A 12498-nucleotide genomic window follows, 5' to 3' on the forward strand; every position below is an offset into this window, starting at 1 on the left:
TATTTAAAATATCAAAACTGCCCCAGAGCAGCCACCGTTCAAAGTTAGGAGAAACGAATGTCAGCAGGATCAAAGTTTAAACAGGCTATTGCCAATAATCACCCATTACAAATAGTGGGTACTATTAATGCGTACACAGCAATGATGGCTGAAAAAATGGGTCATCAGGCAATTTACTTATCGGGTGCTGGTGTTGCCAATGCTTCTTTTGGTATGCCTGATTTAGGTATGACTAGCCTTGATAACGTGCTTGAAGATATTCGCCGTATTACCGGTGCAAGCGACTTACCTTTATTAGTAGATGCAGATACAGGTTGGGGTGGTGCGTTTAATATTGCCCGTACAGTAAAAGAAATGACTAAAGCAGGCGCTGCCGGTTTCCATATTGAAGACCAAGTAGCGCAAAAGCGTTGTGGCCACCGCCCAAATAAAGAAATAGTTAGCCAAGGTGAAATGGTTGACCGTATTAAAGCTGCTGTAGATGCAAAAACCGATAGTGACTTTTACATTATGGCACGTACCGATGCGTTTCAAAAAGAAGGTTTAAATGCCGCTATTGAGCGCGCAGCAGCGTGTGTTGAAGCCGGTGCAGACGCCATTTTTGCAGAAGCCGTGCACGACCTTGCCGACTACCAAGCATTTACAAAAGCGATTAACGTTCCTGTATTGGCTAACATTACTGAGTTTGGTCAAACGCCTATTTATACTAAAGAGCAGTTAGGCGATGTAGGCGTTGAAATGGTGCTTTACCCATTAAGCGCATTTAGAGCGATGAACAAAGCAGCCTATAATGTATATAGCTCAATTTTAAATGAAGGTTCGCAACAAAGCCAAATTGAAAATATGCAAACCCGTGCTGAGCTTTATGATTTTTTAGATTATCACACCTATGAAAATACCCTAGATAACCTTTTTTCATCAACTAAATAATAATAACAATTTAAGGAGATAAATTATGAGTACTAAAGTATTAGCGGGTGCAGGTTTACGCGGACAAGTAGCAGGTCAAACTGCATTATGTACAGTAGGCCAAACAGGTTCAGGTTTAACTTATTGTGGTTACGATATTAGCGAGCTTGCTGAAAAAGCGCAGTTTGAAGAAGTATCGTTTTTATTATCTCGTGGCGAATTACCAACAACCGGTGAGCTTGCAGAATACAAAGCTAAACTAAAAAGCTTACGCGGCTTACCACAAGCACTTAAAACAGTGCTTGAGAACATTCCAAAAGACGCACACCCAATGGATGTGATGCGCACAGGTTGCTCTATGCTGGGTAACCTTGAAATGGAAAATGATTTTAGCGAAGCCAATGATGCGATTGACCGCATGGTTGCAGTATTTCCAAGTATTATTTGTTACTGGTATCGCTTTACGCATGATGGCGTACGCATTGAAACGCAAACAGATGATGACTCAGTTGGCGCGCATTTTTTAACCTTATTACACGATAAAGCCCCGTCTGAGCTATTTGCTCAAGTAATGAATGTGTCACTAATTTTATACGCAGAGCATGAATTTAATGCCTCAACCTTTACTGGTCGTGTGTGTGCATCAACGCTATCTGATATTCATTCATGTGTAACCGGTGCCATAGGTACGTTACGTGGGCCATTACATGGTGGTGCTAACGAAGCGGCAATGGATATGATTGAAAACTTCACCAGCGCAGATCAAGCAGAGCAAGAAATTATGGGCATGCTTGAGCGTAAAGATAAAATTATGGGCTTTGGCCACGCTATTTATCGCGAATCAGATCCACGTAACGTAATTATTAAAAAGTGGTCTGAAAAGCTCGCAGCAGAAGTAGGTGATGATGTACTTTATCCTGTGTCTGTTCGTTGTGAAGAAGTAATGTGGCGCGAGAAAAAGTTATTTTGTAATGCTGATTTCTTCCACGCATCGGCGTATCACTTTATGGATATTCCGACCAAATTATTTACGCCAATATTTGTAATGAGCCGCGTAACAGGTTGGACAGCACACGTTAAAGAGCAACGTGCAAATAACCGTATTATTCGTCCAAGTGCTGATTACACTGGGCCAGATGCACGTAGCTACACACCTATCGAATCACGTTAAAATTATTTGGTGGGCACGTAAAGTGCTCACCTTTTTTATTTGCTGCACACTATTTTAAGGCTCATCACTTTTCACTCTCTCCTTAAATAAGCTAGTAGTGCACAACCACCGTCACCAAATTAGCGAATATTTTAATGACTATAATAAATAATACTGAATATCGAAAACCCTTACCCAATTCAAACGTTGATTATTTTGATGCTCAAGCAGCTGTTGATGCAATTAAACCAGGTGCATATGCAACACTGCCTTATACATCACGTGTATTTGCCGAAAACTTAGTGCGCCGCTGCGATCCAGCAATGCTTACCGATGCACTAAACCAGTTGATTGAACGCAAACAAGATTTAGACTTTCCTTGGTATCCGGCGCGTGTAGTGTGTCACGATATTTTGGGTCAAACTGCACTGGTTGATTTAGCTGGACTGCGTGACGCGATTGCTGCTAAAGGTGGCGATCCGTCTAAAGTAAACCCAGTTGTACCTACGCAATTAATTGTAGATCACTCTTTGTCGGTAGAGCATGCAGGGTTTGATCCCGATGCATTTGAAAAAAACCGTGCTATAGAAGACAGACGTAACGATGACCGTTTCCATTTTATAAACTGGACCAAAACAGCGTTTAAAAATATTGATGTGATCCCGCCAGGTAACGGCATTATGCATCAAATTAACCTTGAAAAAATGTCACCGGTAATTCAAAACCGCGATGGTATTGCCTTCCCAGATACCTTAGTAGGTACAGACAGCCATACTCCACACGTTGATGCACTGGGTGTTATTGCTGTGGGTGTAGGTGGCCTTGAAGCAGAAAGCGTAATGCTAGGGCGCGCTTCGTACATGCGCCTGCCAGACATTGTAGGGGTTGAGCTAACAGGTAAGCGCCAACCGGGTATTACCGCTACCGATATCGTACTGGCTATTACTGAATTTTTACGCGCGCAGCGTGTGGTATCAGCATACTTAGAATTTTACGGTGAAGGTGCCGATGCACTTACGCTGGGCGATCGTGCAACTATTTCAAATATGACGCCTGAATTTGGTGCCACAGCGGCGATGTTTTACATCGACGATATGACCATAGATTATTTGCGTTTAACGGGTCGTGAAGAAGAGCAAATTGCACTGGTAGAAAACTACGCTAAAACCACCGGCTTGTGGAGCGATAGCTTAAAAACAGCGCAGTACGATCGCGTGCTTAAGTTTGATTTATCAAGTGTGGGGCGCAACATTGCTGGGCCATCAAATCCACATCGCCGTGTATCTACAAGCGATTTAGCTAAAGAAGGTATTTCAGGCGTAGTTGAAAACGAAGCAGGCTTAATGCCAGATGGTGCGTGTATTATTGCCGCTATTACCAGCTGTACAAACACCAGTAACCCACGCAACGTGATTGCCGCGGCATTACTTGCGCGTAATGCTAACGCCAAGGGGTTAACGCGTAAACCTTGGGTAAAAACCTCATTAGCACCGGGCTCTAAAGCCGTGCAATCGTACCTAGAAGACGCTAACTTACTTACCGAACTTGAACAGCTAGGTTTTGGTATTGTTGGTTTTGCTTGTACTACGTGTAATGGCATGAGTGGCGCGCTTGACCCTGTAATTCAAAAAGAAGTGATTGATCGCGACTTATACGCCACCGCGGTACTGTCGGGTAACCGTAACTTTGACGGCCGTATTCATCCTTACGCCAAACAAGCGTTTTTAGCATCGCCGCCTTTGGTTGTTGCTTATGCAATTGCCGGTACGATTCGTTTTGATATTGAAAAAGATATACTAGGTAAAGATCAGCAAGGTAACGACGTTACCCTTAAAGATTTATGGCCGTCAGATGAAGAAATTGACGCAGTAGTTAAGCAAAGCGTTAAGCCAGAGCAATTTAGAAAAGTATACGAGCCCATGTTTAACTTAACCGTAGATTACGGTGAAGATAACGACCCGCTATACGAATGGCGTCCAGAAAGCACTTATATTCGCCGACCTCCTTATTGGGAAGGTGCATTAGCAGGCGAGCGTACCATGACAGGTATGCGTGCACTGGCAGTACTTGGCGATAACATTACAACCGATCACTTATCGCCTTCAAATGCGATAATGGCCAGCAGTGCCGCGGGTGAATACCTATTAAAAATGAACGTACCTGAGGAAGACTTTAACTCATACGCAACCCATAGGGGCGATCATTTAACAGCGCAGCGCGCTACGTTTGCTAACCCTAAATTGCTAAATGAAATGGTACTTGATGAAAGCGGCGAAATTAAACAAGGTTCGTACGCGCGCATAGAACCAGAGGGAAAAAATACTCGCATGTGGGAAGCAATCGAAGCATACATGCAGCGTAAGCAACCACTTATTATTGTGGCTGGCGCAGATTATGGCCAAGGCTCGTCGCGCGATTGGGCGGCAAAAGGCGTAAGACTCGCGGGTGTTGAAGTAATAGCAGCTGAAGGGTTTGAGCGTATTCACCGTACTAACTTAGTGGGTATGGGTGTTTTACCGTTAGAGTTTAAAGCGGGAACAACTCGTAAAACACTCAAACTAGATGGCAGTGAAAGTTACGATGTAACGGGTGAACCAACCCCTGGTTGCACACTTAACTTGTCAATCACTCGTAAAAATGGCGAAGTACTAAACGTCCCAATGAAATGTCGTATAGATACACAAGAAGAGCTGTCTATTTATGCTGCAGGTGGTGTATTACAACGCTTTGCACAAGACTTTTTAGAAGCTACAAAAACAGCATAAGGGCAGGGTTAATTATGTTTAAACCACAAATTAAAGTACCTGCCACATACATGCGTGGCGGTACTAGTAAAGGGGTGTTTTTTAACCTTAGTGACTTGCCAAAGCCTGCCCAAGTGGCAGGTGAGGCACGTAATAACTTATTACTGCGCGTTATTGGCAGCCCAGATCCGTACGGCAAACAAACCGATGGTATGGGCGGTGCTACATCTAGCACCAGTAAAACAGTTATTTTAAGTAAAAGTGCGCAAGCCGATCACGATGTTGACTATTTATTTGGCCAAGTGGCAATAGATAAAGCGTTTGTTGATTTTAGCGGCAACTGCGGTAATTTAACCGCAGCTGTCGGTGCTTTTGCTATTAGTAATGACTTAGTTGATAAAAGCCGTGTACCGGATAATGGCGTTGCTGTTGTACGTGTGTGGCAAGCCAATATTAAAAAAAGCATTTTAGTGCATGTACCTATGACTAATGGCGAAGTACAAGAAACCGGTGACTTTGAGCTAGACGGCGTTACATTTGCAGCAGCTGAAGTAAAACTGGAATTTATTGACCCTGCAGATGGCGACGGGGCGTTATTCCCAACTGGCAATGTGGTTGATGACCTAGAAGTGCCGGGAGTCGGTACTTTAAAAGCGACGATGATCAACGCAGGCATTCCCACCATTTTTGTTAATGCAAGCGACATTGGTTATACCGGCACTGAATTGCAAGATGATATAAACGCAGATGCAGCAGCGCTTGAAAAGCTTGAAACCATTCGTGCCTATGGCGCAGTTAAAATGGGACTCATACAAAATATTGATGAGGCAGCAGCACGCCAACATACACCTAAAGTGGCATTTGTTGGTGCAGCACAAAATTACAAAGCGTCAAGCGGTAAGCAAATTAACGCCAGTGAAATTAACTTGTTAGTGCGCGCTATGTCTATGGGTAAATTACACCATGCAATGATGGGCACAGCAGCAGTAGCTATTGGTACCGCTGCGGCAATTGACGGTACGTTAGTTAATTTAGCCGCTGGTGGCGGGGCATTGAGTGAAGTTAACTTTGGTCACCCATCGGGCACCTTAAAAGTAGGCGCACACGCTACAAATACGGATGGTAACTGGCAAGTAACTAAAGCCAGTATGAGCCGCAGTGCACGGGTACTAATGGAAGGCGTGGTAAGAGTACCGCAATAAAGCATTGTTTTAATTACGATTAAGTTATTTATAATTTATGCATAAGTTGATGCGGTAATACTTTAGGGTATTGCTCATCAACTTTTTTTGGTTATGGGCTATTTTTGATACTCGTTGACTCTCGTTTGACCAAGCGGGGTAAATATTTATGCTCACTGTGACTGACACTTTCAACTATTTCATTTTTAAAGTGTGTTAACGCCAACTGAGCTGCGTGCTGCGCCATTTTTTCAATGGGATAGTTTAGAGTGGTTAGTTTTGGCCTTGAATAACGTGCAATCAGCACATCATCAAAACCAATCACCGACACATCACCGGGTACTTTATAGCCATTATCTTCAAGTGTTGAAATAGCACCAATAGCCATAGCATCGTTATAAACAAAAATAGCGCTGAAGGGCTGCCCAGAGGCTAATAAGTTTTGCGCAGCGCTTTGTCCGCCTTGTAGGGTAGGCTCCGCGTATTTAATCAGCGCAGGGCTAATGGGGCTGCCTGCCATATTTAGTTCTGCCGAAAAGCCATTAAGGCGTAGCGCAGGATCTTCAATTTGATATTTACTGCTTATACAGGCAATGTTTTTATGTTTGAGCGTCATTAGATGGCGCGCTGCTATTTTTGCGCCTTCTTCGTTATCTAACCAAATACATTTATGTTTTATTTGCTCAATGTGTCTATTGATAAGCACTAAGCCGGGGAGTTTTTCACATAAAGTAATTAGTTCGCAGTCAGGAATTATTTTACTATGCATAACAACAGTTTGGCAGCGGCGCTCAAGTAATAAATTGATAGCAGCGCGTTCAGATTCTACACTTTGTCCTGCGGTACTTAACAACAATTGCATATTATTTTCGCGGGCTACTTTATCTACCCCGCTGGCTAATGATGCAAAAAATGGGTCGGTAAGTTCGGGGATCACCACGCCTATGGTCATGCTTTTTCGGGTTACTAAAGCACGTGCATTAGCATTGGGCGTGTAGCCAAGCTCTTGCATTACTTTATTTACTTTTTCTATGGTTGCCTTACTTACTTTAGGGCCATTATTAATTACACGAGATACCGAGGCGATAGACACGCCTGCAATTCTGGCTACATCTTTTATTGTTGTCATTGGCGGGTAATCGTTTTCTACATCCTGTTAATAATAAAATTTACACTATTTAACGTGGGCTGTATATGTTGATTTTTTAGGTTGCAAATAGCGGGGTAAGCGTTTACCCTTTTCGGTTTTATCATAAACCACATTTGAGATATTTATGGATACAATTTTTGACCCAACTGAGCATCCACATCGTCGCTACAATCCATTGATTGATGAGTGGGTGTTAGTTTCACCGCATCGTGCCAAACGACCTTGGCAGGGACAAGTTGAAACTCTTGATGAAGACGTTAGAGAAAGTCATGATGAAAGCTGTTTTTTATGTGCTGGTAATACCCGCATAAACGGTGAGGTTAATGACAACTATAAAAAAACTTATGTGTTTACTAATGACTTTGCAGCTCTGAAAATTGATACTCCAGAATTTAAAACAGACGATCCGCTATTTAAAATGGCCACAGAGCAAGGCGAAAGTCGTGTTATTTGCTTCTCTCCAGATCACAGCAAAACCTTACCGCAACTTAGTATTAGCGCTATTACCGACATTGTTAAAACGTGGCAAAGCCAGTGCTTAGAGTTAGGCGAAAAGTATAACTGGGTGCAGGTATTCGAAAACAAAGGGGCGATGATGGGGTGCTCAAATCCGCATCCGCATGGCCAAATTTGGTCGCAGCAGCAATTACCTACTTTGGTAAATAAAAAACAACATGCGCTGAGCGACTATGCTAAAAAATATAACAGTAACTTATTACTTGATTACGCTCAGCGTGAAGCGCAGTCGGGCGAGCGTGTTGTTGTTAAAAATGAAGATTGGCTGGTGGTTGTACCGTACTGGGCAGGCTGGCCATTTGAAACCTTATTATTACCGCGTTTTGCGTTAACACGTATGGTCGACTTAACCCCAGAACAAGCGGTAACTCTAGCCGATGCATTAAAACAAATTACCACTAAATACGACAATTTATTTAATTGTTCGTTCCCATATTCTATGGGCTGGCACGGCGCGCCTTATGATGGGCAAGAGCATAGTGAATGGCAGCTTCATGCAAGCTTTTTTCCACCATTATTACGCTCAGCTACTGTGCGTAAATTTATGGTGGGTTACGAAATGATGGCTGAATCACAACGTGATTTAACCCCAGAGCAAGCAGCACAAAGATTACGTGATGTACCAAACGTACATTATAAGGAGGCTAAGTAATGCCAAGAACTACAATGCTTATTAGCCAATTTGAACAACATTTTAATTGCCCGCCAGAACAGCTATTTCATGCACCTGGGCGCGTTAACCTCATTGGTGAACACACAGATTATAATGATGGTTTTGTGCTACCTGCTGCGATTAATTTTGGCACCGACATTGCTGCAAAAGCACGAGCTGATCGCAACATTAACGTCTTAGCAATTGATTGTAACAGCGAAACCAATAGTTTTAGCCTAGATAAAATAGAATTTAGCCAACAACAAATGTGGGTTAATTATATTCGCGGCACACTGCAAGCATTAATGCAAAGCTATCCAAATATTAGTGGCGCCGACTTAGTGGTATCGGGCAATGTGCCACAAGGTACAGGTTTGAGTTCATCAGCTAGTTTTGAAATTGCTCTTTTAAAAACGTTTGCAACATTAAACAATATTCCGCTCGATGGTGTTAAAGCGGCACTTATGGGACAAAGTGCTGAAAATAACTTTGTCGGCTGTAATTGCGGCATTATGGATCAATTAATTTCATCGATGGGCAAGCAAGGGCATGCCATGTTGCTCGATTGCAGAAGTTTAACCTTTGAATATGCTGTGATTCCAAAGGGAATGTCGTTAGTTATTGTTAACTCTAATGTTAAAAGAGGGCTGGTCGACAGCGAATACAATACCCGACGCGAGCAATGCGAAGCTGCAGCAAAGCACTTTAATAAACCGGCATTGCGCGATGTTACTCTTGAGGAACTAGAAGCAGAGCAAGCTAATTTACCGCCATTAATATATAAGCGCGCTAAACATATAGTCACTGAAAATACCCGTACCGAACTAGCTCTCAAAGCGCTAAACGTCAATGATATGGTAACTATGAGCCAACTTATGGCACAATCGCACCTATCAATGAAAAATGATTTTGATATTACTACCTCTCAAATAGACTTTTTAGTGGATATTACTGCTCAAGTTTTAGGCGAACAAGGCGGAGTGCGTATGACCGGTGGTGGTTTTGGTGGTTGTATCGTTGCTTTAACACCGGATCATTTAGTTGAGCAAGTACGTAACACTATTGACACACATTATTATGCAAAAACAGGGCTTCAAGCAGACGTTTACGTATGCCTGGCTTCTCAAGGTGCTTTTAGTAATTAATAAAACACAATAAAAATCAATAAGACAACAAGGTTAAAGTTATGAAATTACAACCGCTCGACATTGCCATATTTTTTACTTATGTGGTGGGGTTATTAGTACTCGCGCTGTGGATCTCGCGAGAGGAGAAAGGTGCCAGTAAAAATACTGAAGACTACTTTCTTGCTAGTAAAGCACTGCCTTGGTGGGCAATTGGTGCATCATTAATTGCTTCAAATATATCGGCAGAACAAATTATTGGCATGTCTGGTTCGGGCTATGCGATTGGTTTAGCTATTGCATCTTATGAGTGGATGGCAGCAATTACCTTAATTATTGTAGGTAAATATATGCTGCCGATATTTCTTAAAAATGAAATATTTACTATGCCGCAATATTTAGAGCAACGCTTTGATAGTAAAGTTAAAACAGTGTTAGCGCTGTTTTGGCTAGCGGTATATGTATTTGTAAATTTAACCGCTGTTTTATGGCTTGGTGGTTTAGCAATAGAAACCGTTGCCGGTGTTGACTGGATGTACGGAATGATCTTTTTAGCCTTATTTTCAGTCGCTTATTCACTTTATGGTGGTTTGAAAGCCGTTGCTTATACCGATATTTTACAAGTAGTACTGCTGGTATTTGGTGGCTTGTTTTTAAGTTACTTAGCACTAGATGCAGTGGCAGATGGCGACGGAATAATAGCAGGTTTTGGTGTTTTAACTGAGCAGCTACCTAACCACTTTGATATGATTTTAAGCCCAGATAGCCCGCATTATATGAGTTTACCTGGTTTATCAGTATTAATTGGTGGCCTGTGGATAATGAACATTAGCTACTGGGGATTTAATCAATATATTATTCAGCGCGCACTTGCCGCTAAAAACCTTAAAGAAGCACAAAAAGGTATTGCCTTTGCTGCCTATTTAAAATTATTAATGCCAGTAATTGTAGTGTTGCCAGGTATTGCTGCGGTTGTTTTATACCCGCAACTTACCACGCCAGATCAAGCGTATCCGTCTATGATGGCGTTAATGCCAACAGGTATTAAAGGTCTTATTTTTGCTGCATTAGTGGCGGCAATTGTTTCATCACTTGCCTCTATGACTAACAGTATTTCAACTATTTTCACTATGGATATTTACAGCAAGTTAAAACCAGGTAAATCACAAAAACATTATGTATTTATAGGCCGCTCAGCTGCATTAATATCTTTAGCTATAGCCTTGGTTGTGGCAGAGCCATTATTAGGTAAGTTCGATCAAGCGTTTCAATATATTCAAGAATTCACCGGTTTCTTTACTCCAGGTATTGTAGTGATTTTTGTAATGGGTATGTTTTGGTCAAAAGCCAGTTCAGCGGGTGCGTTAGCTGCGGCAATTGGCTCGGCTGTATTCTCAATCCTGTTAAAAGTTTACTGGGTAGCGCTGCCATTTATGGACAGAGTAGGCTTAGTATTTTTACTGTGTTTAGCATTGTGTGTAATTGTATCATTAGCTAAGCCAGATAAAGGCCAAGACAGTAGCGTTAGCCTAGACGATGTTAACTTTAAAACCTCAAGCAACTTCAACATAGCGGCATTGGGTGTAGTTATCATCTTAATCGCTTTGTATACTACTTGGTGGTAATGCAGAATGCTTACTCAGTGAGTATGACAGCCATAGCTATCTGCTCACGTGTTTAACGCAAAATATAGTGAATCAAAGCAGCTTAGGTTGCTTTGATTTTTTTGTGTTCTAATAGACATAACAAGAAAACAGTAAATGAATCAATTACACAGTTATATATTAAGCAATGAGCAAGGCATGCGGGTCGAAATATTAAATTATGGCGCGCGGGTTAAATCTATTTTATTTCCGGTAAACGATACACCCACAGAAATGACAGTCGGGTATGCCGATAGCAGTCGTTATTTAACCGATACTTATTATTTAGGTGCTACCTGTGGTCGCGTTGCTAATCGTATTAGTGGTGCTAGTTTTGAGCTTGAAGGTGAGCAATATTTACTGAATAAAAATGATGGTGAAAATTGCTTACATGGCGGTGCGGATAACTTTTCTCTGCGTTTTTGGCAAGTGCAATCGAGTACTGCCAACGAAGTGATTTTGAGCTTAAGCTCAGAAGATGGCGACCAAGGTTTTCCTGGCAAGGTTGAAATGCAAATACGTTATCATTTATCACATGATAATAAGTTGACTATGAGTTTTAGCGCAACCACAAATAAAGCAACCCCTATTAACGCTACTAATCATTGCTACTTTAATTTAGGTGAGCAAAATTGCTTGCCACTCACGTTACAAATAAATGCGGCCAGCTATTTAGAGCGTGACAATAACAGCTTACCAACGGGTAGAGTGTTAAGTGTCAAAAATAGTGACTTTTGTTTTGACCAACCGGTTATTATTGGCCAGCGTCTGCAGTCAGCTCAGCACCCACAACTAACAGGGCCAACAGGGTTTGATCATTGTTTTGTTATAAATCAGCCACAAGCAAACAAAGCTGCAGCGGTATTAAGCTCATTACGCAATAAAGTTAAAATGTCGTTGTACACCGACCAAGCATCTATACAGCTTTATACTGGTGCATTTTTAGCCGCACCATTAAGCCCTGATCAGGGAGTGTGTTTAGAAGCTCAAAATTATAGCGATGCAGTAAACTTTCCAGATTTTGAAAACTCAATACTAAAGCCGGGCGAAGTTTATAATAAATATATTAGCTATCACTTTGAAAATATTTAAATAAAGCTGTGCTAATAGATAGCACAGCTTTATTCGCTATTTAGTATAAGGGCTATGAGCTATTTTTTAACGGGAATATCTTCGAGTATCTTTAAAATAGCCTGATTACTGTTTAATTTGGCTAAATCGATTAGGTAACTTTTTTCAAGATCTTGCATAGGTTGCTTTGTTAATAGCGCTTTTACTGACTCTTCTTCTGCATTTACTATGGCGGTTTTTAACGCTGCAAAGTTTGCGATACTGTGTTCATTTTGCTCAGTCATATTAAATCCTCTTATTGGCGCGAGTTGTGACTTTTAAAGTTATGGCCTTAACTACTTGGCCATATAATTAAATT

The 12498-nt window shown here is 41.6% G+C and carries 10 protein-coding genes; 8 read left to right on the plus strand and 2 right to left on the minus strand.

Annotated elements, in window-relative coordinates; genetic code table 11:
* The first annotated feature begins 57 nt into the window (after positions 1 to 57).
* The 4 genes from prpB to prpF all read left to right on the plus strand — a co-directional run bounded on the left by prpB (position 58) and on the right by prpF (position 6005).
* Positions 58 to 930, plus strand: a complete 873-nt coding sequence (gene prpB, locus I6F41_RS08435) for a methylisocitrate lyase (RefSeq protein WP_011328451.1) — start codon at positions 58 to 60, stop codon at positions 928 to 930.
* Positions 931 to 955: 25 nt separating this feature from the next.
* The gene (gene prpC / locus I6F41_RS08440; protein WP_086994992.1) at positions 956 to 2080 is read left to right on the plus strand and encodes a bifunctional 2-methylcitrate synthase/citrate synthase; all 1125 of its coding nucleotides are present in this window, start codon (positions 956 to 958) and stop codon (positions 2078 to 2080) included.
* A gap of 134 nt (positions 2081 to 2214) precedes the next feature.
* Positions 2215 to 4824 (plus strand): Fe/S-dependent 2-methylisocitrate dehydratase AcnD, encoded by a 2610-nt coding sequence (acnD, locus tag I6F41_RS08445; RefSeq protein ID WP_011328449.1) that lies wholly within the window; start codon positions 2215 to 2217, stop codon positions 4822 to 4824.
* A gap of 14 nt (positions 4825 to 4838) precedes the next feature.
* Positions 4839 to 6005 (plus strand): 2-methylaconitate cis-trans isomerase PrpF, encoded by a 1167-nt coding sequence (prpF, locus tag I6F41_RS08450; protein ID WP_197108147.1) that lies wholly within the window; start codon positions 4839 to 4841, stop codon positions 6003 to 6005.
* Between the two features lie 91 nt (positions 6006 to 6096).
* Here the strand turns inward: prpF and I6F41_RS08455 are convergent, their stop codons facing one another.
* The gene (locus I6F41_RS08455) at positions 6097 to 7113 is read right to left on the minus strand and encodes a LacI family DNA-binding transcriptional regulator (protein WP_089368424.1); all 1017 of its coding nucleotides are present in this window, start codon (positions 7111 to 7113) and stop codon (positions 6097 to 6099) included.
* Between the two features lie 145 nt (positions 7114 to 7258).
* Here I6F41_RS08455 and I6F41_RS08460 point away from each other — a divergent pair, with 145 nt between their 5' ends.
* From I6F41_RS08460 to I6F41_RS08475, 4 genes are all read left to right on the plus strand, one after another.
* Positions 7259 to 8302, plus strand: a complete 1044-nt coding sequence (locus tag I6F41_RS08460) for a UDP-glucose--hexose-1-phosphate uridylyltransferase (RefSeq protein ID WP_011328446.1) — start codon at positions 7259 to 7261, stop codon at positions 8300 to 8302.
* Positions 8302 to 9447: a galactokinase gene (gene galK, locus I6F41_RS08465; protein ID WP_086995000.1), complete on the plus strand. Its 1146-nt coding sequence runs from the start codon at positions 8302 to 8304 to the stop codon at positions 9445 to 9447. The genes I6F41_RS08460 and galK overlap by 1 nt, the downstream gene beginning before the upstream one ends.
* A gap of 41 nt (positions 9448 to 9488) precedes the next feature.
* Entirely contained in the window at positions 9489 to 11051 is a 1563-nt protein-coding gene (locus I6F41_RS08470; RefSeq protein WP_011328444.1) for a sodium/sugar symporter, read from the plus strand.
* 135 nt (positions 11052 to 11186) lie between these two features.
* Entirely contained in the window at positions 11187 to 12161 is a 975-nt protein-coding gene (locus tag I6F41_RS08475; RefSeq protein ID WP_197108149.1) for an aldose epimerase family protein, read from the plus strand.
* 59 nt (positions 12162 to 12220) lie between these two features.
* Here I6F41_RS08475 and I6F41_RS08480 read toward each other — a convergent pair whose 3' ends face one another.
* Entirely contained in the window at positions 12221 to 12424 is a 204-nt protein-coding gene (locus tag I6F41_RS08480; RefSeq protein WP_011328442.1) for a hypothetical protein, read from the minus strand.
* Positions 12425 to 12498: the final 74 nt, after the last annotated feature.

This window comes from Pseudoalteromonas sp. SCQQ13, from assembly GCF_015864415.1.
Lineage (GTDB): Bacteria > Pseudomonadota > Gammaproteobacteria > Enterobacterales > Alteromonadaceae > Pseudoalteromonas > Pseudoalteromonas nigrifaciens.